The 24318-nt window shown below is 62.2% G+C and carries 15 protein-coding genes; 7 read left to right on the forward strand and 8 right to left on the reverse strand.

Annotated elements, in window-relative coordinates; genetic code table 11:
* Positions 1–8: 8 nt before the first annotated feature.
* From JYG34_RS14055 to JYG34_RS14070, 4 genes are all read left to right on the forward strand, one after another.
* Positions 9–689, forward strand: coding sequence for a C39 family peptidase (locus JYG34_RS14055; RefSeq protein WP_213657013.1), 681 nt, complete (start codon positions 9–11; stop codon positions 687–689).
* Between the two features lie 32 nt (positions 690–721).
* A complete protein-coding gene (locus tag JYG34_RS14060) occupies positions 722–1468 on the forward strand; it encodes a hypothetical protein (RefSeq protein WP_213657014.1) in 747 nt (248 codons plus the stop codon).
* A gap of 46 nt (positions 1469–1514) precedes the next feature.
* Complete coding sequence (locus JYG34_RS14065; protein ID WP_213657015.1) at positions 1515–2798, forward strand: hypothetical protein; 1284 nt, start codon at positions 1515–1517, stop codon at positions 2796–2798.
* Positions 2799–2943: 145 nt separating this feature from the next.
* The gene (locus JYG34_RS14070; protein ID WP_434011728.1) at positions 2944–5133 is read left to right on the forward strand and encodes an LTA synthase family protein; all 2190 of its coding nucleotides are present in this window, start codon (positions 2944–2946) and stop codon (positions 5131–5133) included.
* Positions 5134–5303: 170 nt separating this feature from the next.
* On the opposite strand, the gene JYG34_RS14075 is transcribed toward JYG34_RS14070, so the two are convergent.
* The 7 genes from JYG34_RS14075 to JYG34_RS14105 form a co-directional block, all read right to left on the reverse strand.
* Complete coding sequence (locus JYG34_RS14075) at positions 5304–6110, reverse strand: CpsD/CapB family tyrosine-protein kinase (RefSeq protein WP_213657017.1); 807 nt, start codon at positions 6108–6110, stop codon at positions 5304–5306.
* Between the two features lie 11 nt (positions 6111–6121).
* Positions 6122–7690 (reverse strand): GumC family protein, encoded by a 1569-nt coding sequence (locus JYG34_RS14080; protein ID WP_213657018.1) that lies wholly within the window; start codon positions 7688–7690, stop codon positions 6122–6124.
* A 21-nt stretch (positions 7691–7711) separates the two neighbouring features.
* Entirely contained in the window at positions 7712–8827 is a 1116-nt protein-coding gene (locus JYG34_RS14085) for a hypothetical protein (RefSeq protein WP_213657019.1), read from the reverse strand.
* A 28-nt stretch (positions 8828–8855) separates the two neighbouring features.
* Positions 8856–9413 carry a polysaccharide biosynthesis/export family protein gene (locus tag JYG34_RS14090; RefSeq protein ID WP_213657020.1) on the reverse strand — a complete coding sequence of 186 codons (558 nt, stop codon included), beginning with the start codon at positions 9411–9413 and terminating at the stop codon, positions 8856–8858.
* A gap of 315 nt (positions 9414–9728) precedes the next feature.
* Complete coding sequence (gene eppA, locus JYG34_RS14095) at positions 9729–9905, reverse strand: EPS-associated small membrane protein EppA (protein ID WP_167535660.1); 177 nt, start codon at positions 9903–9905, stop codon at positions 9729–9731.
* A gap of 430 nt (positions 9906–10335) precedes the next feature.
* Complete coding sequence (locus tag JYG34_RS14100) at positions 10336–11454, reverse strand: glycosyltransferase family 61 protein (RefSeq protein ID WP_213657021.1); 1119 nt, start codon at positions 11452–11454, stop codon at positions 10336–10338.
* A 45-nt stretch (positions 11455–11499) separates the two neighbouring features.
* The gene (locus JYG34_RS14105; RefSeq protein ID WP_213657022.1) at positions 11500–12654 is read right to left on the reverse strand and encodes a hypothetical protein; all 1155 of its coding nucleotides are present in this window, start codon (positions 12652–12654) and stop codon (positions 11500–11502) included.
* Positions 12655–13021: 367 nt separating this feature from the next.
* Between JYG34_RS14105 and JYG34_RS14110 the strand changes: the two genes are divergently transcribed.
* On the forward strand, positions 13022–16807 hold the full coding sequence (locus JYG34_RS14110) for a dermonecrotic toxin domain-containing protein (protein ID WP_213657023.1): 3786 nt from the start codon (positions 13022–13024) through the stop codon (positions 16805–16807).
* A 3-nt stretch (positions 16808–16810) separates the two neighbouring features.
* Here JYG34_RS14110 and JYG34_RS14115 read toward each other — a convergent pair whose 3' ends face one another.
* Positions 16811–19045: a putative bifunctional diguanylate cyclase/phosphodiesterase gene (locus JYG34_RS14115; RefSeq protein ID WP_213657024.1), complete on the reverse strand. Its 2235-nt coding sequence runs from the start codon at positions 19043–19045 to the stop codon at positions 16811–16813.
* Between the two features lie 147 nt (positions 19046–19192).
* Here JYG34_RS14115 and JYG34_RS14120 point away from each other — a divergent pair, with 147 nt between their 5' ends.
* Both JYG34_RS14120 and JYG34_RS14125 read left to right on the forward strand, forming a co-directional pair.
* Positions 19193–22465: a leucine-rich repeat domain-containing protein gene (locus JYG34_RS14120; protein WP_213657025.1), complete on the forward strand. Its 3273-nt coding sequence runs from the start codon at positions 19193–19195 to the stop codon at positions 22463–22465.
* A gap of 115 nt (positions 22466–22580) precedes the next feature.
* Entirely contained in the window at positions 22581–24200 is a 1620-nt protein-coding gene (locus JYG34_RS14125) for an NADP-dependent glyceraldehyde-3-phosphate dehydrogenase (RefSeq protein WP_213657026.1), read from the forward strand.
* The last annotated feature ends 118 nt before the right edge of the window (positions 24201–24318 follow it).

Here is a 24318-nt window from a genome sequence, read left to right on the forward strand (position 1 = left end):
CAGGGAAAATGCGCATTATCGCCTTGGTATTTTTGCTCTGCGTGGCCAGTGTGAGCGAGGCCGCCCAGATGCCGCTGTCGGTGCTGCCGGGTGGCGCAATGATCTACAAGCCCGTGCAAAGCATCCGCGAACGTAAATTCGTCGACCTGGTCCAGCAGAAGACCGACTTCAGCTGCGGCGCCGCGGCGCTGGCCACCATCCTGCGTCAGGCCTATTGGCTCGACGTCGATGAAGAACACATCATCAAGGGCATGCTCGAACATGCCGACCAGGACCTGGTGCGGGTCCAGGGCTTCTCCATGCTCGACATGAAGCGCTACGTGGAAAGCCTCGGCATGCGTGCCCGCGGTTACCGGGTGGCCCCCGAAACCTTGAACAGCATCCGCATTCCCGTGGTGGTCCTGATGGACATCCGCGGCTACAAGCACTTCGTGGTCATGCAGCGGGTCGACAAAGGCTGGGTCTATATCGGTGACCCGGTACTCGGTCACAAACGCTTCAAGGTCGACGACTTCGTCAAGGGCTGGAACGGCATCATATTCGCCGTCATCGGCCAGGGCTACGACAAGAGCAATGCCTTGCTCGACCCACCGCTGCCGCTGTCCGCCAAGAACCGCATCAATAACTTCACCCCGGTGCAAGACGCTGAGCTGATCGATTTCGGCTTCATCCGCAGCGACTTCTTCTGATGAAAAGGAGCACCACGCTCCGGGAGCATCCCATGAATACGCGAATCTGGCTGGCACTGGCGTGCCTGGCCGCCAGCCTGTCGACCCAGGCAGAGACCTTCAAGCCCATCGAACTGAAGGATCAGGAGCTGGCCAACCTGCGCGGCCGCTATGTGTTGCCGGGGCGCATCGTCAGTTTTGGCATCGTCATGACCAGCACCTGGCAGAACGCCAATGGCGAGGTGATCGGTGCAACGTCCTCGATGCAGATCCAGCATTCGACCATCACGCCGCAGTTCTATGTGTCGATAATCAATGAGAAGGGCAATGGCGCCTCCTCGTCGCAAAGCAGCGGGACTGGCAGCGTGACCGGTGGCAGTGGCCTGAACACCACCCAGGGCGTCACCCAGGTCGTGCGCGCCGCCGGCGACTTCAACGCGGCGCAGAACAATGTCGACATCAACGTCACCAAAGGCAACGAGGCGCCCACGACGCAACCTCAGGGCCAGCTTCTGGCAGCAGGCTCGACGGTGATGGGCAGCAACGGCGCAGGCACACTGAGCGTTTCCGCCAGCAATTCGGGGCTGCAACTCAATATCGATGCCGGCAACAACCAGGGCAGCAGCCTGCAGCGCCTGGCCCAGGGCGGGCTGATGCAGAACACCACCTTGCTGGGTTCCGGCAACCGGGTGAACAACCTCACCTCCCTGAATATCGTGTTGCGCGACGGTGCGGCGGCAGCTGGATCGGTCGGCACCAATCTTGACCAGCTCAAAGGCCTACGCACTTCCGGATACTGATCTACGCTGAGTCTCATCTTTTGTAGTCAGAAGGGACGGCTAACTCATGCACCGATTGTCAACACTCAGAGCTATTGTCTGTTTGAGTACCCTGGCTCCGGCCAGTTTGCTGCACGCGGCAACGGACCCGCAGGTCGAAGCGCTGAAACAGGAACTCATCCAGTTGAAGCAGCGCTACGAGGCACAACAGAACGCGCTGATGGTGTTGGAGCAACGTCTTCGCCAGGTAGAGGAAACACCGGCAGCCGCGCCACCCAAGCGCCTGGTGCGGTCCCCTGCGGAGAAGGCCAAGGGCGCGCAGACTGTGGCTTCGGGGGCACCGGGCGCTTCCGGCAGCTCGTATGGCCAGTCGCTCAAGGACGACTCGGAGCCCGCACAAAGCGTGTCCAACCTGTATGACGAAGCCAGCGGCTTCTTCGGCGGTGGCAAGTTCAGTGTCGAAACAGGACTGACCTACTCGCGCTATGACACCCAGGCACTGGTGCTCAACGGTTTCCTGGCGCTGGACTCGATCTTCCTTGGCAATATCAACATCGACCGTATCAAGGCCGATGTCTGGACGCTGGACCTGACCGCACGCTACAACGTCGACCAGCGTTGGCAGTTCGACGTCAACGTTCCGATCGTCTATCGCGAGTCCACCTATTCCTCCGGCGGTGTGCAAGGCTCCGGCAAGAATGCCTCCGACGCCAGTGTCACTCGCGACCCCGAGATCGGCGATGTCAACTTTGGTGTTGCCTACAAGTTCATCGATGAATCGGAAAACTGGCCCGACGCCGTCGCGACGCTGCGCGTGAAGGCCCCGACCGGCAAAGATCCCTACGGTATCAAGCTGATCCAGCCAGACCCCAGTAACAACAATCTGTTCGTGCCCGAGAGCCTTCCCACCGGCAATGGCGTCTGGGCGATCACACCAGGCATCTCGCTGGTCAAGACCTTCGACCCGGCCGTGCTGTTCGGCAGCCTGTCCTACACTTACAACATGAAGGACTCGTTCAGCGACATCGACCCAACGCTCAACAACAAGACACCTGGTGATGTGAAACTTGGCGACTCCTGGCAGATCGGTGGCGGTATCGCATTCGCACTGAACGAGAAGATGAGCATGTCGTTCTCGGTCACCGACCAGTTCGCCCGCAAGAGCAAGATCAAGCAGGACGGCGGTGACTGGCAGTCGATCACCAACAGCGACTACAACGCGGCGAACTTCAACGTCGGCCTGACCTTCGCCGCCTCCAACAACCTGACCATCGTGCCCAACCTGTCCATCGGCCTGACCGAGGACGCGCCGGACTTCACCTTCAGCCTGAAATTCCCCTACTACTTCTGACCTTGCCAGTTGAATGGGCCTGCCGTGCGGGCCCGTCATTTGGTTACCAGCTTTGTCCTACAGACGCTGCGTAGGCGTGGCCTGATATCATTCGGCACATTTATGTGACGATTTGATGGCAAGAAGGAACGCTTACGTGAGAAACATGCTTGGCCACCCCCGCGCCCGGTTGCTCGCCCTGGCCACGCTGGTGCTGGCCATTCCCCTGGCAGCACGCGCCTTGCTGGGCTGGTCCGACCCGCTGGGGTACCTGTCCGACCTGGCGATCGGCAGCCTGCTGGTGCTGCTGTTGCAGCGTGCGCCACTGTGGCTGGCGCTGCCCGTGATACTGGCCTGGGGCGGCCTGCTGATCGCCTCTGCCGAACTGGTCAGCGCGGTCGGGCGCCTGCCCAACCAGACGGACCTCACCTACCTGTTCGATCCGCAGTTCATGGAGAACTCCACCGGCGGCGCCCTGGCCAGGCCTTGGTTGCCGTGGCTGCTGGCGAGCGCCCTGCTCGCCTGGCTGGCTACCGTCTGCTTCGGTACGCGTCAAGGCGCCGCCTTGTCGCGCAAGGCCTGGGCCGTGCCGGCGGTCTTGCTGGCGACGCATTGGGGCAGCCAGCAGCTCGCGCCCTCGGAGGCCGATCAATGGCGCCAATACAACCTGCCGCACCAGTTGCTCTCGGCGGCGGCGGGCCAGTTGCAGCAGCGGGCCCAGGTGCTGGTCGTGGGGGAAACACCCGTCACGCCACTGGCCATTGCCGGCCTCACCCAGACCGACCTGCACGGCCAGCGGCTGTTCGATGGCCCGGGCACGGCGCGCAACCTGCTGATCATCACCGTCGAAGGGATCCCGGGTACTTATATTCGAGCCAACCGCCAGGCCGTGGGTAGCCGGTTCGACGAAGAACTCATGCCCAATCTGAGCCGCTGGGCCGAACGCGGCATGAACACCCCCGACTACGTGCTGCACACCCACCAGACCATTCGCGGCCTGTACGCCATGCTCTGCGGCGACTACGACAAGCTGGCCAACGGCACCCCGAAAGGTGTCGAACTGCTGACCCAGGACGTGCGCAACCAGGCCTGCCTGCCCGCACAACTGCGCCAGGCCGGCTTCACCACCCACTACCTGCAAGGCGCCGGGCTGCGCTTCATGGCCAAGGACCGGATCATGCCGCACATCGGTTTCGACCAGGTGCACGGCCTGGAGTGGTTCAACAACGCGAACTACCTGGAGTTCCCTTGGGGCAAGGACGATCGTGCGTTCTTCGAAGGCGCTCTGGACTACGTGGGTGAACTGCGCAAGCAGCCACAACCCTGGATGCTCACCCTGCTGACCGTGGGCACCCATCAACCCTACTCCGCACCTGACGACTACCTGCAGCGCCATGCCACCGCCAAGCAGGCCGCCGTCGCCTACCTCGACGACGCCCTGGGCAGTTTTCTCGACGCACTGGAACGCGAAGGAGTGCTGAAAGACACCCTGGTGGTCGTCACCTCGGACGAGTCCCACGGCATTGATGGCGTGCGTCTGGCCTCTTCGTGGGGCTTCAACCTTACCCTGGCGCCTGAGCAAGGGCAGTTGCCCAGACTCAACCGAGGCACCTACGGCCATGTAGACCTGGCCACCTCGCTGCTCGACTACTTCACCCTGCCGATCCCGGCAGCGCTGGCGGGGCGTTCGTTGTACCGTGACTACGATACCGGCCGCGAAATGATCGCCTACACCAACGGTGTGCTGCGCTACCACGACGGCCAAGGCACGTTCAGCGAATGCGATTTCCAGCAACGCTGCCGGCGCTACGCCAGCGAAGGCTTCATTACCGAACAGGCTCGCTTCCTGGGCCACGGCGAACACACCCTCGGCGCACAAATCAGCTTGCTGGCCGCCACCCTCGATCAGTCGCTGCTGAATACCCCGCTCAACCTGCGCTACCAGTTCGGCGGCCCCGCGCCCATCGCGCTTCAGGACCGCATCCGTGACGACTGGGCGGACAACCTCATCGGTGCGCAATACCTGGAAATGCCCGAGGGCTCGCGTACCCGGGTGCGCGTCAAGATCCGGGCGCTCGACCCGAAGCACGAAGCCTATATCCAGCTGAAGGCCAAGGAGCGAGAGCAGGATGTGGCGCTGGGGCTGCCCGAGGAAGTGCGAGTAACGGCCGACCAACCATTGGAAATGGAGTTCGGGTTCGACAACCCCACCGAGCGCAAGGCGTTCTCCTTCCACCTGCTGGGCTATGGTGGCGGAGAGGTCGAAGTGAGTGATTTCAGCGTGATCACCGCACTGCCAGGCGAAGAAGAAACCCTGGAGGAGCGCGTGGACGGGCATATCGCCCAGTCCACCTGACGGCGATTGTCTTGTGGCGTTTTCGAGAACGAGCGCCGCTGAGCGGCGCATCGCGGATGAATCCGCTCCTACAGGCGCAGCGATATCGATGGCCTGTGTAGGAGCGGCTTTAGCCGCGATGTGCCGCCCGGGGCGGCGCTCGATCTCATTGAAAGGGCTGGCCCTCGACGTCAGTAGTAGGAGCGTTTCTGCGGCTCTGCCTTGTTCAGCACCGCACCGATCAGGTTGGCCGTGGCCAGGTGATACAGGCAGTCCTCGATCTCCTTCTTGCTGTTCACGCCGTTCGCGACCACCAGCAACACGCAGTCGAACTTGGGCAGCACGGTGATCGCATCGTCGGAACTGAGCAGCGGTGGCAAGTCGAAGATGCAGATACGCGACTCGTAACGTTCGCGCAGGTCGCTGATCAGGTTGCTCACCTTTGGCGAAGACAGCATTTCAGTGGACAACGGTATCGGCTCACGGGTTGGCAACACCACGAAACGCGGCAAGGTCGGGTTGACCATCACCTCTTCGAGCCCCGACTTGCCGGCCAGCAGCTCATTGAGCGCCTTGTCCATCGGCAGCCCGAGGGCACTGCCGACTCTCGGGCGACGCAGGTCGAAGTCAACCAGCAACGCCGTCTTGGTCGTGTGGTGGGCGATGCTCATGGCCAGGTTGATCGACAGCACCGTCTTGCCGGCCTCGGGCGTCGGGGATGTGATCGCCAGGGTGCGCCATCCCCTTTCTTCCATGGTCTGCAGGATCTGCGTGCGCAACAGGTCGAACGCCCAGCTCATGTTCGAGTTCTTGTTGTAGGCCACGATTCGATTGCGCTCCAGATGCTCCGCGCGCAAAGGCACGACCTTGGTCTGCACATAATCGAAGGGACCCAGCAATTCATGCTGCTCCACCAGCGGCACGGGCTGCGGCGTCTCCGAGGCACCCGGTGAAACCTGATGAAGGTTCTTTCCAACAACCGGCGTAATCCTGTCCATCGTGACCTTCCCTATGCAAACCGAGCCATGGCTTTGAACAGCAGAACATCCAGCGGCATATAGAACAGGTGGATGACCACCAGCAGGATAGCCGCCAGCAGAATCCCCACGCTGACCAGCATCACCCGCCATTTCCTGCGCCGGGCCAGATCCGCCTGGGTGGAGATGTAGGGCACGGCGACCAGCACCCGTTTACCCAGGACGCTCTCCAGGGCCCCCACACCACGTATGCGTTGGTTCAACATTTCCAGCAGCATCACCAATGCACCACCACCAGCCGGTGCCAGCACCAGGCCAAGGGCGACGATTTTCTTGCGGTTGGGTTTGACCGGCTTCTCGGGCATCAGTGGGGGTTCGAGCAGGACGAAGCGTTCAGCCTTGTTTTCCTGCTCCAGGCTCTCGGTGATCTTGGCGCCCATTTCCTTGGCGCGGATCTCCTCGTACTTCTTGCGTGCGTTGTCGTGATCACGCATCAAGGTGACCAGGCCGCGCTCGACCTGTGGCGCTTCAAGGATCTGCGCCTCGTAGCCCTCCATTTTCTTGGTCAGCTCGCGCTTCTGCTGGGCCAGCGAAGCGATCGTGTCCTGCGCCGCGACAATCTTGGCCCGGGCCCGGGCCACGTCGAGACTGACCGATGCCGCCGCCAGGCCCTTGCCGTCGGTGGCGCCCTCAAGCGCCTGGATCTTGCGTTGAATCGCGACCACGTCAGGGTGTGCCGGGGTGTACTTGGTCAGCAACCGGGTGTACTCGGCCTTGAGGCTGCCCAGGTCCTGCGGCTGCTCGGCGGCCGAGGGGCGAGTGCCGTCGGGGCGAGTGGCCAGGCCAGCATTCGCCGCCGACAGTTCGAGTTCCAGGTAGCGCAGCTCTTCCTGGGCATTCTTGTAGTCGCGATCCACCTCCCGGAACTCCAGCTCCGAGCGTGACAACATGCTCATGCGCAGCGACTGGTTCTCGGGCAAGGCGTTGGCGTGGGCCTGTTTGAAGTCCGCCAGCTGGTTTTCCAGCGTGGCCAGCTCGGCCCCCAGCTTGTCGGCTTCCTGGGTCAGGAATTCGGTGGTTTCACTGGCGCGCTCGGTACGTTGCTTCATGTTCTCGTTGAGGAACAGCGTCACCAGTTCGTTGGCCACTTCCTTGGCGACTTCCGGACGCTTGTGCTCGAACGACACGCTGAACGCCACCGTGGTCTCGCCCCGCCCTTTGACGAAGGTGCTGAGGGTGGTCACGACGATGGCGTTGCGCATCTGGTCGATCTTGTCGGCTTCGCTGAGTTGCCGGCCCTTGTCAGCGAACAGGTTGTACTTGTCGATGATCTGCAGCAGGTTCTCGCGGGTCATGACCCGTTGGCGGATGACCTCGATACGTTCATCGGCGAAGCTGTTGTTGTTGGCCGACACCAGCTCCGGCGAGATCTGCTGCGACTCGACCAGGATGGTGCCGGTCGACTGATAGACCGGCGGCACGGAGACCGCCACTCCCACTGTCGCCGCCAGGATGACCACCGCCGTCACCCCCAGCAGCAGGGCTCGGTCCTTGATGATGGCGATGTAGTCTTTCAGGGACAGCTCGTATTCAGATTTCATGGCGGCCACCCAACTGAGGATTCAGAGGTCGGGAAATCTATAAGTCAGCGTAAGTCCAGCGATCGTAGCTTCGGCATCGGGCGAGCCATTTTGTTGGCGCTCCTTGTACATCAACGATAGGCGCAGATCCCAAAAAGGCGAGAATTGCCGACTACCCCAGATGCTGTAGGTCTGCAGCGTGTTGGGTGTCTGCCCCTTGCTGTCCTGCCAGGCCGCGTCGACACCCACACGGTTGAGCTCGCTGAGCGCGTAGCTCCAGCTACCGCGGATCATGTCGAGTTCGGCGAAGCCACCTTCCGCACTGGCGACGGTGCTGCGCTCGGCACTGAGGCTGGCATCGGTGCGCAGGCCCCGGTAATTGAGCAACACGCCACCTTCTCCGCGACGCTGGCCAGAGCCGGAGACCTGGCTGACGCCAAGATGCACGACGGTTTCCAGTTGATCGGAGAACTGGTACTTCATGCCGATGGTCGGCGTGTAGCTGTTGGTGGCGACAGCCCCAGCGCTGGTCTGCTCCGGCTCATAGCGCCGCACCCGCATGCTGCTGAAGACATCGGTGCGCTCGCTCCAGGCATAGGTGTACTTGAGCGTGTTCGCGTACTCGTCGAAACCGGTCAGCGAGGTGATGTCATAGCGTGCGTGGTTGTAGGTGGTTTCGTTGTCCAGGGTGCCCCGCTCGCTGAGCGCATAGCTCCAGTCCGCAGTCAGCGTGCTCAGTTTCTGCGTGCCGTCGGTGGTTACCACGCCGGTGTCGAGCACGGTGCCGGAGAGTGTCGAGCTTTCGATGTACTGCCCACTCAAGCCGAAATGCCCGCGCTCGGTCTCCCGCCGCCAGCCCAGGCTGAGGTCGGGGTCCTCGCGATTGCCCAGCACACTCGTGTCGGAGGAATGCAGCACGTGCGCCCCCAGCCCCAGCCGCCACTCATCGCGGTCGAAGGTGCCGACTAGGCTGTAGCGTGGCTCGATGATCGTTCGCATCACACCCTTCTCGTCCGAGGTCAGGAGCAATGGGTTGCTGTCGTACTCGACGGTCGTGGGTACCACGACCGAGGATTGCCAGATGGACGCTTGGGCCAGGCCCGTGTACGGCAAAATCAGTAACGCCGTTGCAACACTTGTTGTTCGAATAATAGGCACTATGAATTCTTAATTAAGTCGAGCAGGCTCACGGGACGACCAAGGTGTCGCCCGCCTGGAGTTGAAAGTTTGTGGAAAGGTCACGGCCGGAAACCAGGTCCTTGTAACGTACCGGCAGCACTTTTTGGTCATTGCCCTGTATGCGGATCACCTTGATGTCGCTTACGTCGGCGAATTTGTCCAGTCCACCCGACAGGCTCAAGGCCTGCAGCACAGCGGTGGGACCTGCCATCGGCACGGGGCCCGGCTTGATGACTTTGCCTTGGACATACACGACGTTGCCGGCCGGATTGAGGATGTCGACACTGACATTCGGCTCGGCGAGGTAGGTTTTGAGCTTGACGCTGATCTTCTGTGTGGCGGTGGCAGCATCCAGACCGGCTACATCGACCCGGCCAGCCAATGGGAAGGTGATGCTGCCATCTGGAAGCACGGTGGTTTCCCGTCGCAGGGTATCTTCCTGCCAGACGGAAATCAGCACCTTGTCGCCGGGGTTCAGCAAGTAGGGGGTTGTCGGTTCGTTGGCGCCAGATGCACCGGACCACAGCATCAGCACGCCCAGCAGGGGAAGCAGCAAACGCACCATGAGGGGTCCCTCCGGCCAACGGGTGGCCATGCAAAAGAGCACTGAACGAGAACAGCACACTACCTCTTCGCTCCGCTTCGCAGCCACACGGCTCGCTGCGGCGACCCCGATCATCCTGGAGGTCCGCTTTGCCAGCCGTGCCATCACCAGAAAGTTATGGTGCTGGCTGTTGATGCTGGCTAGTGGAATATAGCAATCGCCCGGGAATTCTCAAGCGGTTGACAGTGCTGTCGATCGCCATTGACCGTCGATTTGCCGACGCGGACCTGGAAAGGCGCTTGGATCGGGTCAAGTTCAAGCCTTCCAGGCAGGCCGTCAGATCCGCTTTCTATTGGCTACCGCGACAAAACCGATGACGGCGAAGCCAAACAGCCAACCTGCCGTCGCCAGAGGAATGACACTCGACTGGTTGATATAAGAATCGGCCGCTCGCGCTGCGCCACTAATAAGCACCAACAGGAAAATCGACTTGATGAACAGTGTCGAGCGCATATTCCCCTCCTGGAAAGAGGATAACCGTTGTAGGTGAGCGGTAGTTTCCATCGCTGGTAAATTGAGCTTATGGGCACAATGACATTACGTCAACGATCCGACACCATAATAAAAATCAATCGGACATCATTGTGCTCGTCAAAATCCCGCCAACAAATTATGCAACTGTCTTTTCACACAGCCAAAGCAAGATTTCTTTGAAAATCACCAAGACAATCAAACATTCAAAAACCCTTGCGCAACAATCATGTCGAGGGTACGCCATCGTGATCTTTACTTGACGCCGACAGAGAACAGCAAAGTGTTTCATCGGCGAACATCAAAAGAGAATGATTGTGCTTTTCGATCATTATTTGACAGGTCGCCCCCCCTTGAAACTGCTGCAATAATCCGGCCCATCACCCCTTCACGCGCAACCAGCGCAAGCGTCTCAGGATGGCAACAGGTCCAATGTGCGTTCGACCTCGTCGATATCGATCCTGAAACCTTCGCCCTCCGGCACGCCGACCACGAAGGCATAGTGCTGCTGGTCCCGGTCGGTCAGGTACTTGTAGTAGCTGACAAAACGGTTGGGGGGCTGCAACGCCAGCAAGGTGCTGCCTGCCTGCATGACGTTGACGCCATGGACCAACTGGCTGCCCTCGACGCCGATCACCACCCGCGCCCCTGCGCAGGCCGCGATGATCGTCGGGACCTCGTTCTTCATCGGGTCGATGACCCTGAAGCCCCTGTGCTGGCGCAGGTGCTCGGCGATCTCGAGCTCATTGCGCAGCAGGCGCAGGTCACCGTCGCTGCCCCGCAGGATGAATACACCGGGATGGGGCGCATGTTCCACATGTGACAGCAGCTTGTCGCCCATCGCCCGGTAGCGCAGGTGCCGATTGCGGTTGTTGCTCAGGTCGTCGAACAACACCAGTTCGCGGATGAACGCGCTGCGCAAACGCAGCGGCTGCATCCCCAGCCAGTCTTCGTAGGCCGGCCCTTGGGCGAACAGCGGAAATCGCCTGGATGGCGCGGTGGTGATCGGAATGCCCTCCTCGCATGCAAGGGCATAGGTCGGGCAGTCTTCCATCAGCCAGGTACCGAACCAGGTATTGCCGTTCTGCGTGCAGTAGGCCGCCGCACGTTCAAGCTCATGTTCGACGATGATGCGCGGGAACGCGCTAGGTTTCAGCGACAGCCAGTGGCTGGCGTCACCCTTGTACAGGGCGCCGTCGACCAGCCAGACATCCTTGATCAGGTAGCCCCGTGTCGGGCCTTGCTCCGTGGTGATGCCACCCTCCATGGTGCGCCCGGGGTGCACGTAGGGGTAGAAACGCTTGCCTTCCCAGCCGGTCACCCGCTCCATCTGGTTGGGCAGGTAGAACGCCGGAGGCGAGAGCGTGGTCTCGCCGGGGGCGATATCCCAGCTTTTCGCCGCCACGCGCTTGATGTCCAGGTCCGCCTTGCGTGCGAGACGCTTCCTCGCCATGTACTTGTAGGCAGCAAGGGTCCAGGTATGCAGACTGGCCACGGGCACTTCGCTGAGTTTCGAAATATCACTTTCCATGAGGCGTGCTCCCTTGAGGATGGCGTCGGCGAGCCGGCACCGGGCTCAATTGGAAAAGATGCGCTCCATCGAGGGGGGCGACTGCAGATTGGCGTAGCGCGTGCGCAGGGTCTCGAGGAACTGCTCGCCAGCGCGACCCGCGCCGTAGAGATAGATCTTGTGCAGGCCGCCAAAGACCATTTCGTGATAACGGTCGGCAACTTCCTCGTCACTGGCTTCATCCGGCAATCCCAGGTGAAGCGTCAACTTGCTGCCTTCCACGGCGAACAGTGGCGTGTCCCAGAGGAACTGCGCCACACCGGTCTTGGGCAGGCGCACGAACATGTAGGCATGATTGCCCAGTGAGTCGATATCGCCACCACGTCTTCTCTTCCACTTCAGCAATCCGTCATCCGGCCGGGCCAGGCACAGGCCAATGTCGTAGTAGTCGAAACCGTTCTCCAATGCCCATTCGAGCGCCATGAACGTGGTGATGGAGTTGACCTCGCGCAGGCGCTTGGCGTCCGAGAACACCGCTTCGCAATAGCCGAAGCGCAAGGTGCTCCAGTACCGTTTGCCACCCCGAGTGATCTCGCACCCCAGGTGACAGGCCACCACTTCCCCCTCGAAGGTGATCAGGTCGAGCCGCCCCACCCCCTTGGCCAGGCGAAACACATCGTCGGTGGGAAACTGCGCCGCATGGATACCTTGGCGTGCCGTGGCATAAGGCCGTAGCAGTTCCCTGTCGGCCATGGCGATCTCTTCGTCGTCAAGGGTCTGGCGCATCTGGTACAGCGGCCGATGCTTGCGAATGCTGCGACGCAGTTCGCTGTCGTAACGGGCGGTTATCTCGTCCAGGGAGCGCCCCAGGGGCACCACGGCACTCAGGTAATGAGGCACGTTCAACGCCCCTGACGTGGGCATTTCACTGACCACGACCACATGACCGGCTGCGCTCGCGCGTTTTTCGCCTTCCGCGACCGGCACATCCCCATGGGATTTCCCGCCGATCAGCAACTTGGCCATGGCCCGTTGTTGTTTTCTACCGATGTAGAGGATCTCGTAGGGGCTCTCCTGCTGCAACTTGAACCTGGCGACTTCCCAACGCCAGAAACAGGCGCGACTGAGCAGATCGCGTAGTTTGTTAGAAGCATTTCTTATTTCGTAGCGCAGGGAAGGTGATAGGAGTGTCCGGGCAATGGCCGCCAAGTGCGCTTTCATGTCTTCTCCGATGTCCATGCATGCTGCCGTTGGGGCAGATCAGAAAAAGTGGCTTACCCTTGGATATCGCACGTAATTATTTGATAAACATGACAAACATTTCGCAAGCAACTCATATCCAGTAACAAGTAAAGATGCGCGACCCGACCTTGGCAAGCGGCCAATTGACATCAATCCTGCATTTTTTATGACGTCAAAATTTGTATCAGGGCACACGTGCTTGTAAAACCACCGCTTATAGCTACTGCTTCGGTAGAGGTAACTTTTCCCTTATCGCGTCCGATACTGAAAATACCCAGCGTTATATGCTGCAGGCACGTAAGGTTAATGGTGTCTGCTTGCCGCTCCCCTCGACAGGAGCAGCATCATGCCGAACGACATCCCCCACCAGTCGCTGTTGCAACAACGCTTGCCCGCCTGGGCACGCCAGGCCACTGCCGAACAATGGCGCCCCCTAAACAATGCGCTGGCACCTGCCCAAGGCACCACCGAACAGCCCCCGAGCTGGTTCGCCAACGCGGCCCCGGACCTGCGCGAGCAGGTACAGGACAGCCAATCCCGCCTCGCCCGCTCTCAGCAGGCCCTGGCACGGGCGATCAAACCTCTGCGTCAGATCGCCGAGTTCGCCGAGCCTCTGCTTGCAGAGCGCCTGCACACGGAGCACGGTTTCGACCACCCGCTGCGCAGTACCGATCTGATCCGCATCCATCACCGCTGGACCCACCAGGTGAATGTCTCTCGCCACGAGCGCAGCACGCTGCTGGAAGCCGCCTTGCACAACTTCGCCGGCAACGTCACCTTCAGCCGTGACAGCGCACTGGCACCCAGCGAAGGCATCCAGGTGAACAAGAGCACCGTGGTTGGCCAGACCACGCTCGGTGACAGCGAAACCTGGGTGGACATCGTCATGGCTTCGGAAACCTACACGATTACCGCCCTGGGGCTGTCACCGGAGGACTTCGCCCGGACGTGCCGCGAACTGGACCTGGGCCAACGCTACCAAGATCACCTGGCGTCAGTATTCGCGCCATCCAAGGTTGCCGAGCTCAGCAAGCAGGTCCACAGGGACCGCCTGCGCCTGGCAGCGGATATCGCCTTCCTGCGCCATCGCCTGACGGGGGCTGCACTGGACACACTCAAGACGCTGCTCGACGGCGCCTCCTCCCTGCCCTGTGCCCGGCTGAGTCTGTTCGACATCCCTCTGCATGAAGTCCTGATCATCGATGCCGGCCAGGCCGGCCTGCTGATCAGCCTCCCCGAACAGGACCAAGCGCTGCGCCAGTTCACCGACATGGAAAGCCTGCACGAGCAACTGTGCAGTGACCTGCTCGATGCGGCGTTCCGCCAACGCTTTCTGGATTACGTGCCCCGGCTGCAGCAGGCCACGTTTCTCGGCCGCCTGCAGCAGAACCTCGACGCCAACGGCAATTCGCCAACCGAGCAGAATTGGCAGCGTCGAGCCCAGGCAGACCTGCATATGGCGCAGCTACCGGTAACCGGGGAGATTTTCAACTTTCTGCACAAAGACCATGTAGCCCGTCTGCAGGCCGAGGCCCGACTGTTTGCCGTGCCCACCGCCGACGCGGACGAGCAGGAACGTAAGCAGCGCCTGGCGCTGTGGGAAAGCGCGGGCCTGGATGCGCTGATGATTGCCGGCCTCTTCGTTCCCGCCGTGGGTACGTTCATGCTGGCGGTCACAGCCTTCCAACTACTTGATGAAGCCTACGAAGGCTACGAAGCCTGGCACGCAGGCGACCGCCATCTGGCCTTGCGCCATCTTGAAGCGGTGGGCCTGAACCTCGGCCTGATGGCCGGGCTGCATGTGGCCGGCAAGGTCTTGCCCAGGCTTTTCAACAGCCCTTTGCTCGAAGGCCTGGACCCGATAACCCTGGATGACGGCAGCCAGCGACTGCGCAAACCCGACCTGGCCCCCTATCAAAGCCCGGTCGAACTCCCCGAGACCGTGCGGCCCAACGCCAAGGGGCAGTACCTGCATCAGGGCCAGCATTTCATTCGTATCGGAGGAAGAACCTATCGCCAGGCACTGGACAGCAGCACGGGGCGCTGGCGAATCGTCCATCCGGAACGGGACGACGCCTACCGACCCTGGCTCGAACACAACGACGAAGGCGCCTGGCACGTCGAACAGGAGGAGCCTCAACGATGGAGCGATGTCCAGTTGCTACGCCGGCTGGGGCCCGGATTTGGCGTGGAAGCGCTCGACGACGCCGAGCTGCTGGAGGCCCTGGATATCAGCGGCGTCGATCGCGCTCGCCTTCAGGAAGTTTACCTGGCGAACCAGCCGACACCCGCCCTGCTGACTGACACCCTGGTGCGAATGGCAATGACCAGACGCTTGCCCGAGCTGGGATCCGAAGCACTTGAAAGCCTGTACGCAAGTCAGGCCACCGATGAATTGGAACAGCAACTGATACAGGCTTATCCACGCCTGACCACCCCATTGGCTCGAAGATTGTTGGCACGCCTGTCGGCGCAGGAGCTCGGAGCCTGGGCCAAGGGTGAGCAACTGCCGCAATGGTTGCGCAGCCAGGCGGCCGAGACGCAAGGGCAGCTACCGATCCTGCGTGCGATGGAGGGCCTTTACCGCCCTGCCCTGGCCAGCAGCGACAGCGAGCGCCTCTTGCTTGATTGTCTGGAACGATTGCCAGGTAACACCGGTGAACTGCGCATTGAACTGCGCCAGTCCCGACCTGATGGGAACCTGCTCGCCAGCACCGGGCCTGAGCAGGCGCGCTGGCGGCGCGTGCTGGTCAAATCCACCGAGGGCTTCGAGGTCTACAAAGGCGATCGCCCTGTCGCCGGCCACCAATACCGTACGTTGCTCGATGCGTTGCATGACACCCTTCCCAAGGCCATGCGCGGATCATTGCAAGTGGATCGCCCAGAGACCCTGGGCGGCCTGATCCGGCAGCAGGCCGTGCAAACGCGCAGTGAATGGCCACACCGCCTCTGGGGGCTGAAACGCCCATCACCGAGGCTTGGCCTGCGCGGCGGTACACCGCTGACGCCACAATCGGTGCTGCAATCTCCACGCAATGCCTTGTTCGCCCGCTACCGCCGTCTTTACCCCGGGGTCAGCGACACACAGATCAGCCAAGTGTTTGCTAAATGGCGACAACGGCTGATCGCACCGGAAGCCGAACTGCTTGTCCGTGAGCGCTCACTGCGCGACCTGCGTGAGCGATTGGGCGCCTGGGCAGGCGAGATACCCCGCCGCCAGCGCGCGGCACGTGCCATCCTCAACGCTTGGCGGCGTAACAACTTTGCCTGGCTGATCGATGGCCGGGCGTTGCATAGCCTCGACCTATCCGGGCTGGAGCTTGAAAATCGCGATATCGCCGACCTTACGCTAGGTGAAGGCTTCAGGCACATCGAGGACCTGAACCTGCGTGGCAATGCGACACTCAGCCACCTGCCCGAACCACTGCTCAGGTCCCTTCCCCGCCTCACGCGATTGAACCTGGGCAATTGCCGGTTCACCCACCCTCCGCACATCGCCACTGCTGAACGCTTGAACTGGCTGGACATGGAATTCAACCGTATCACCTGGGACGATCGTGCCCAGGCCGCGCTCGATCGCCTGTCCAGCCTGCGACTGCTGGACCTGAGCGGCAATCCGCTGCTGCGCGCACCCGCACTTGACCGTTTGCCAGGCTTGCGCTCGCTGATGCTCAACAATGCGCACTTGAGTGAGTTGCCAACTGGGCTTGGGCAACTTCGCCAGGCGCTGTTGCTGGACCTTTCGGGCAACGCGTTCGAGCGCCTGCCGACAGGCTTCGAGGTCCCCCCCGATGTCGGTAATCCCCTGGCGCTGGAAAGTGACTGGCTGAATCCGGTGATACGCGAACAGATCGAGGACTATTACCAACGTCATGGTATCGACCTGCTGGTCAGCGATTTCGACTACCAGGAACTGTTGCATGACGCCAGCCCTGAGCGCCTGCGGTTATGGCAAAAGTTGCCCTTGCACTATCGCCGGGGCCTGCGAGCAGTCCTGGAAAGCATGCAGTTCGAGCACGATCCGGCGTCGACCCGCGAGGCGATCTGGCAGCGGATCGCGCGCATGGACAACGACCCGGCATTTCTCCAGCACGCCCTCGACCGGCCTGCGCTCGAACTACTCGATCTCTGACCGTCATGCACCACGGCGGCGGCTCTCGTTGGCCGCCAGCCAGCGAGCCAGGTCGGCGGCGGGCATCGGTCGGCCGAACAGGAAGCCCTGGCCCTGATCGCACCCGGCGTTACGCAGGAAATCGAACTGGGCCTGGGTTTCGATACCCTCGGCGGTGATCCTGAAGCCCAGGGCATGCCCCAGGTCGATGATTGCCCTGGCCACGGCCACGGCGTCGTCGTCCTCGGGCAAGTCCTTGATGAAGGCCCGGTCGATCTTCAGATGGTCGATTGGCAGTGCCCGCAGGTAAGCCAGCGACGAATACCCGGTGCCGAAGTCGTCCACCGCCGTGGCCACGCCCATGGCCTGCAACTGGGCAAGTACCGCGCAAGCTTGCTGCTGGCTCTCCATCAGCAGGCTTTCGGTGATCTCCACCTCCAGCAGGTTGGCCGGCAGGCTGTGGCGCTCCAGCGCCGACGCCAGGCTGGTGACATAGTCGCTGCGCTCGATCTGCAAAGCCGCCACATTGATCGCCAGCGGCCCGGGCAAGCCATCGCCGGCACGCCAGGCGGCCAGTTGGGCACACGCCAGCTCCAGCACCCGCTCGCCCAGTGGAATGATCAGGCCGGTGCGCTCGGCCAACGGAATGAACTCGGCGGGAGACACCAGGCCATGGTGCGGATCCCGCCAGCGCAGCAGCGCCTCGACACCTTCCAGTTGCCCACTGAACAGGTCGACCTTGGGCTGGTACCACAGTTCGAACTCGTTGTGCTCCAGAGCCCTGCGCAGGTTGCGCTCCAGCTCGAGACGTTGCTGCAGGCGCTCGGTCATGTCCGGGTGGTATGGGCGCCAGGCATTGCGCCCACTTTCCTTTGCCGCATACATGGCGGTGTCGGCGTGACGCAGCAGGCTGTCGGCGTCTTCACCGTGCTGTGGGCTCCAGGCCAAACCGATGCTGCCGGTGACCAGAGTGGCATTGCCGTTGAGATCGAACGGCCGCTGCAGGCAGCGCAGCAAGGCGCGGATCTGGTGCTGCACCTGCCCTTGAGCGCCCTGGAGCATGAACACGAACTCATCGCCGCCCAGGCGGCATACCCGATCCTGGCTGTGCAGTTCCTGCAGGAAGCGCGCGGTGGCTTGTTGCAGCAGCAGGTCGCCCATGGGGTGGCCAAGGCTGTCGTTGACTTGCTTGAAGCCGTCGATATCGAGCATCAGCACCGCCAGGCCATGGTCCTGCAGGATGGCCTCGGTCAGTTGCTGCTGGAACAGCACTCGGTTGGGCAACCCGGTGATGGTGTCGTAATGGGCCAGGCGCTCCAGCTGGGCCTGGTACTGGCGCAGCTCACGGTTACGCTGTTCGAGCAGACGCTGCTTGCGATTGAGCTGGGCGACGAACAGGCTGAACAACCCGGTGCAACTCAAGGCGAACAGGAACAGCGGCGAGGCGAACAAGTCCAGCCCTGCCGCGCTCGCCCGAGGCGCGGCCACCAACTGCCAGACACCCCCGGGCACTTCGACGGTCATCTTCACCTGGGACTCTTCGAACAACCGCGGGTCACCCCAGATCAGCGCGCCATCGGCACCCTTGCCGTCGACACCGCGCACCGCCAGCTCGAACTCGGTGTCCGGGCGCAGGCCTGCGCTGAGCAACAGCCGGTCGATATCGGCCACGATTGACACATTGCCCCAGTAAAACTGCACGCCACGCTTGCCCGTGATGAACACCGGCCGCCGGTAGATCAGTGCCCTGCCGCCCTGGTACAGCTGTAGCGGCCCCGCCAGCACCGGACGCGCCTGATCACGGGCAGATTGCAGGAGAGGAAACTGGTCCGGCAACTGGCGGTAGTCCAGCCCGATCAGCCGCTCGTTACCCTGCATTGGATAGACATCGCTGATCACATCTGCCGGCGCCAGCGCGATATGGCGCATGTAGGGCATCGACTGCAGGGCATTGCGAGCCATGCCGTGGAAATGTGCCGGGCTGATCGTGCCATCAGTGGCGATCAATTGGGCGATGCCTTCGGCCTCACCGAACGCGGCACCCAGCTGTGCCTCCAGCGCCCCGCGCATTCCAGCCAGGCGCGCGGCAAGGTTACCCAACTGTTCGTTGCGTTCGCGCTGTGCATCGAGATAGCCGAGGGCAACCGAAAGGCCAATGCCGACCAGGGCGAAGCCGACCGGCAGCAGGCGGTTAAGCGTTTGGCGCAGCGCGGCGGGAGTGGACGGCGGCGCTTCATGGGGGAGTTGGGAGAGGGTCATAGGCAGGCGACGTAAGGCTATTGAGCGGTTATCGGCGCGGCACGGACGAAATTGAGGTTTCTTTTGCCGCCCGACCGCAGCCAGAGCTATGTATCACCCGAGGCAGCGCCAAGACAGGTCTGATCGCGCTTTTGCAAGGAGCCACACATGGACTCGAACAAGCCCAATCCACACCAGGCCCTCCTCGAACGCCAGCTACCCGCCTGGGCCCAGGACGCTACCCCCGAACACTGGCAGCGGCTAGGCGACGCTATCGCACCGGCACAGGGCCTGCCCGGCGCCGAAGCCGACTGGTTCGCCAATGCCGCGCCCTGCCTTCGCAAGGCCGTGGAGGCCAGCCAGGCGCGCCTGATGGGCTCGCAACGCTTGCTGGCCAAACAGCTACGCGGACTGAAGAGCATCAACGCGTTCGCCGAGCCGCTGCTTGCCGAACGTTTGCGCAACAGCCACGGCTTCAGCGCCCCACTGCGCAAGGCCGGGCTGGTGTGGTTGAAGCACCTCTACACCTTCCAGGTGTATGTCACCCATCACCAACACCGCAGTCTGCTCGAAGCCGCCCTGCAGAACTTCAGCGACCGGGCCACGTTCAGTTGGGACAGCGCCCTTGCCTTGGACGATGACTGGACGGTGCTCAAGACCACCGTGATGGGCAAGACGACGCTGGGTGACAGCGAAACCGAAGTGAGCATCGCTCTGCCGTCGGAGCAGGTGACCATCAATCCGCTGGCGCTTTCGCCCGACGCATTCGCCAGGACCTGCCGCGAACTGGATATCGGCCAGCGCTACCAGGATCACCTCGATACCCTGTTCGCACCTGCGGCCACTCGCCGGGCGGCGGTCAGCGTCTACCAGGACCGCCTGCGCCTGGCGGCCGATCTTGCGCGCATACGTCATCGACTCGACGGCCCGGCATGGGATGCCGTGCAATCGCTGCTGACCGACGGCCATGCCCTCCCTTGCAGGCAACTGAGCCTGTTCGGCGTCACCGTGCACGAGGCTGTCATCATCGAAACCGGTGCGCCTGGCCTGCTGCTGCACCTGCCCGGGCAACTGGAAACACTGTGCGCCTTCGACGACCTCGATGCACTGCGGGAGTATTTGCGCACGGCGCTGTTGGACGCCACGTTCCGCCAACGCTTCATGGACTTGGTCCCAAGCGCGCAACGTGCACTGTTTTGCAGTCGCCTACGACAGAACCTCGACGCCCAGGGTGATTCACCCGCAGGCCAGGCCTGGCCGCTGCGCGCAGATGCCGACTTGCACCTGGAAGCCTCACCGATCACAGGTGATCTCTACGATTTCCTGCACAATGACCACCTGGCCCGTCTCAAGCGCGAGGCCAGGCAAGTGGCCGTGCCCACCGCCGATGCCGATGAACTGGCGTACAAAGCTCGCAAAGCGCTGTGGAACAGCGCTGGCCTGAATGCGCTCATGATCGCCGGCCTGTTCGTCCCGGCATTAGGCTCGCTCATGACCGCCGTGATTGCCTACCAGTTGCTGGATGAAACCTACGAAGGCTATGAAGCCTGGCAGGTCGGTGATCGCCAGCAAGCCATGCAGCATCTCCAATCGGTCGCGATCAACCTCGCGGTGGTAGGCGGCTTGCACCTTGCTGGGAAAGTCGTGAAAGCGCTTGGTTCGAGCACGTTGATGGAGAACCTCGAGCCTGTGACCTTCGACGACGGCAGTCAGCGCCTGTGGCGACCGGTACCAGGGCGCCTGCTTCAGGACTACCCACGCCTGACTGCGTCAATGATCAGGCGCCTGCAGGCCGAAGAGCAACTGCCATCGCAAGCCCTTTCATCCGTGCAGAACGACTCGGCCCGCCAGTTCCTGAACAGCGCGCTGGAAGGCCTTTACCTGCCCGAGCAGGCCAGCGCCGACAGCGAGCGCCTGATCATCAATGCCCTGCCCCAGCTCCCCGGCTGGCCTGCGCAACTGCGCCTCGAACTGCGTGCTGCCTCGCCCCGAGGCCCCGTGCTGATGGCCTCGGGCGCCGAGTCAGGCAGCCGCACTTGCGTCGTGATCAAGTCCGCCGAAGGTTACGAGGCCCACCTCGGGGAGCGACCAGTCGCGCAACCTCGGGAGCGTGACCTTGGCAGGGCTGTCCTCCATGTACTGTCCCGGAGCGACCATCAGGTCCTGGGGCTGGCACACAATGATATCGATAGCCTGCGTGGCGCGATCCATCGCCTGGCGGCGTCTGACAATACGCGAGCGATGCGCCTGCTCGAACCCTCTGCGCTGGGCTGGGGACCGCGCGGAGGGCTGTCGGGTGGCATGGAGGAAGCGGCCCCGCGCATCGACATCGGTGCGACGTTCCGACGCTACCGGCAACTCTATCCCGAGGCCGCTGACTTGCAGATCAATGAACAACTGACACAATGGGTCGCGGCAGGGCTGGACCCTGTGCAACAGATGACCAACCTGGAACGCGAACTCATGGACTTTCGCGACGAACTGCGTGCCTGGGTAGGCGATAATCCACTGCGCCATGCCGCCGCCCGCAAATTGGTAAGCAACTGGCAGCGCATTTCTGAGTTTTCCGAAGAAGAAGGGCATGCTGTTCACCTGCTGAGCCTGTCCGACCTGGCTTTGACAGACGAGGACCTCGCAGCGCTGGCGTTACCGGACCGCTTCGAGCATATCCAACGCGTGGACCTGACCGGCAATCGCGACTTGACCGAGCTGCCCGCGGAGTTCCTCGAACGCTTTCCCCGGTTGGAGCACCTGCACCTGGTGGACTGCAGGCTGGCGCAGATCCCCGATATCGCTGTGCCGGAGTCGCTGCGACGGCTCGACATGCAAGGTAATCGAATCGTCTGGAACGACGCCAATCAGGCGGCCCTCGATCGCCTGAGCGGCCTGGAGCTGCTAGACCTGTCGCACAATACCCTGGCCCGAAGCCCCGACCTCGGTCAGCTGGACGACCTCGATATCCTCAACCTCAACCACTGTGAGCTTGTGGATTGGCCTGCGGGCATTCGCAATGACGACGACTGGCAGCCGAGGGTTTTCGACCTGCGCGACAACCGCTTCGCAAACCTGCCGCAAGACCTGCAGCTGTCCCGCGTTGCCGCCCAGAACCTGTGGCTGGAGAGCGACGACCTGAGCGAGCAGGTCAGCCAGCAGATCCAGGCCTACTACGATCAGCACGGCATCGACCTGCTGGTTGCCGACGCCGACTATGAGGAAATGCTCGAAGACACCGACGTCGACGACTGGGGCATCTGGAACGATCTGCCACTGGCCTACCGCCGAGAGCTCAGGGGCCTGCAGCAATTGCCCGACTACAGCCAGCCACAATTGTGGGAACGGCTGCGCACCTTCGCCGACCCTCGGGTCAGAGACTATGCCTTGTCGATCGGCGCGATGAGGCTGCTGGAGGACGAGGTGTTCCCTCCACCCTTCGAGGAATGACCACAAGGCGGGTGCCACACACCGCTTCATGAGCCAGACTGGTGTTTTTCAGCCGGTGAGCGCATGCTCATCGGCTGAAGCGTTTCATCATCTGGATTAGAGAGGTGCAGTGCCCATGGACCGTCTGCTCGATTCGTTGTTTCCCGCCCCTGAAGATGTTCCCGAAGCCTGGCGCCTGGGCGAACCTCTGGAACAACGCGATTACCTCGTCGCCGGGGAGCTCAGGCGCTGGGACGGCCCACTGGCCACGGTACGCAGCCCGGTCTGGCTGAAGGACGGCGACGGTGAGCGCCAGGTGATCCTCGGCAGCGCCCCGCTGCTCGATGCCGACACCGCACTCACCGCCCTGGACGCCGCCGTCGCCGCCTATGACAAAGGCCGCGGCGCCTGGCCGAACATGCGCGTGGCCGAACGCATCCAGCATGTCGAGGCATTCCTGGCCCGCATGCGCGAACAGCGCACGGCCGTGGTCAAGCTGCTGATGTGGGAGATCGGCAAGAACCTCAAGGACTCGGAAAAAGAGTTCGACCGCACCTGCGACTACATCGTCGACACCATCAATGCACTCAAGGACCTCGACCGCCGCTCCAGCCGTTTCGAGCTGGAACAGGGCACCCTCGGCCAGATCCGTCGCGCGCCGCTGGGCGTGGCCTTGTGCATGGGCCCCTACAACTACCCGCTGAACGAGACCTTCACCACGCTGATCCCGGCGCTGATCATGGGCAACACCGTGGTGTTCAAGCCGGCCAAGTTCGGCGTCCTGCTGATCCGCCCGCTGCTCGAGGCATTCCGTGACAGCTTCCCGGCCGGGGTGATCAACGTCATCTATGGCCGTGGTCGCGAGACGGTCAGCGCCCTGATGGCCAGCGGCAAGGTCGACGTGTTCGCCTTCATCGGCACTCATAAAGCCGCCAGCGACCTGAAAAAACTGCACCCGCGCCCGCACCGCCTGCGCGCGGCCCTGGGCCTGGATGCCAAGAACCCCGGCATCGTCCTGCCACAGGTCGACCTGGACAACGCCGTGGAAGAGGCCGTCACCGGCGCGCTATCGTTCAACGGCCAGCGCTGCACCGCCTTGAAGATTCTCTTCGTGCACGAGGATGTGGTCGAGTCGTTCCTCGACAAGTTCCAGCGCAAACTGGCCGCGCTCAAGCCCGGCATGCCCTGGGAACCGGGTGTTGCCCTGACGCCGCTGCCGGAACCTGGCAAGGTCGACTACCTCGATGGCCTGGTGGCCGATGCCACAAGCAAAGGCGCCAAGGTACTCAATGAAGGCGGTGGCCAGAGCCGTGGTTCGTTCTTCTACCCCGCCCTGCTCTACCCGGTCAGCCGCGACATGCGGGTGTACCACGAGGAACAGTTCGGCCCGCTGGTGCCGGTGGTGCCCTACCGTGACCTGCAGACGGTGATCGACTATGTGCTCGACTCCGACTACGGCCAGCAGTTGAGCCTGTTCGGCAACGACCCCGAGACCATCGGCGCGCTGGTCGACATCTTCGCCAACCAGGTGGGGCGCATCAACCTCAACGCCCAGTGCCAGCGCGGCCCGGACACTTACCCGTTCAACGGCCGCAAGAACAGCGCCGAAGGTACGTTGTCGGTGCACGACGCACTGCGGGTGTTCTCCATACGCACCCTGGTTGCAACGAAGTTCCAGGAATCAAACAAGCAACTGATCAGCGAAATCATCCGTAACCGGCAGTCGAGTTTCCTGACGACCGACTATATTTTTTGACCGTCTGCTCGCCGGCAAGCCGGCGCCTGCAGGATTTCGCCGATCCGTAGGAGGCCGGCTTGCCGGCGAAGCGCTTTTTTATAGACAAACGATCTAAAGCGACTGTCGATTTTCTACC

It is taken from the genome of Pseudomonas entomophila (genome assembly GCF_018417595.1).
In the GTDB taxonomy this organism is placed as follows: Bacteria; Pseudomonadota; Gammaproteobacteria; order Pseudomonadales; family Pseudomonadaceae; genus Aquipseudomonas; species Aquipseudomonas entomophila_C.

Excerpts from the sequence above, each read along its gene's own strand:
- JYG34_RS14055 (WP_213657013.1), top strand. The coding sequence starts at position 9 with ATGCGCATTATCGCCTTGGTATTTTTGCTCTGCGTGGCCAGTGTGAGC.
- JYG34_RS14060 (WP_213657014.1), top strand. The coding sequence starts at position 722 with ATGAATACGCGAATCTGGCTGGCACTGGCGTGCCTGGCCGCCAGCCTG.
- JYG34_RS14065 (WP_213657015.1), top strand. The coding sequence starts at position 1,515 with ATGCACCGATTGTCAACACTCAGAGCTATTGTCTGTTTGAGTACCCTG.
- JYG34_RS14070 (WP_434011728.1), top strand. The coding sequence starts at position 2,944 with ATGCTTGGCCACCCCCGCGCCCGGTTGCTCGCCCTGGCCACGCTGGTG.
- JYG34_RS14075 (WP_213657017.1), bottom strand. The coding sequence starts at position 6,110 with ATGGACAGGATTACGCCGGTTGTTGGAAAGAACCTTCATCAGGTTTCA.
- JYG34_RS14080 (WP_213657018.1), bottom strand. The coding sequence starts at position 7,690 with ATGAAATCTGAATACGAGCTGTCCCTGAAAGACTACATCGCCATCATC.
- JYG34_RS14090 (WP_213657020.1), bottom strand. The coding sequence starts at position 9,413 with ATGGTGCGTTTGCTGCTTCCCCTGCTGGGCGTGCTGATGCTGTGGTCC.
- eppA (WP_167535660.1), bottom strand. The coding sequence starts at position 9,905 with ATGCGCTCGACACTGTTCATCAAGTCGATTTTCCTGTTGGTGCTTATT.
- JYG34_RS14100 (WP_213657021.1), bottom strand. The coding sequence starts at position 11,454 with ATGGAAAGTGATATTTCGAAACTCAGCGAAGTGCCCGTGGCCAGTCTG.
- JYG34_RS14105 (WP_213657022.1), bottom strand. The coding sequence starts at position 12,654 with ATGAAAGCGCACTTGGCGGCCATTGCCCGGACACTCCTATCACCTTCC.
- JYG34_RS14110 (WP_213657023.1), top strand. The coding sequence starts at position 13,022 with ATGCCGAACGACATCCCCCACCAGTCGCTGTTGCAACAACGCTTGCCC.
- JYG34_RS14115 (WP_213657024.1), bottom strand. The coding sequence starts at position 19,045 with ATGACCCTCTCCCAACTCCCCCATGAAGCGCCGCCGTCCACTCCCGCC.
- JYG34_RS14120 (WP_213657025.1), top strand. The coding sequence starts at position 19,193 with ATGGACTCGAACAAGCCCAATCCACACCAGGCCCTCCTCGAACGCCAG.
- JYG34_RS14125 (WP_213657026.1), top strand. The coding sequence starts at position 22,581 with ATGGACCGTCTGCTCGATTCGTTGTTTCCCGCCCCTGAAGATGTTCCC.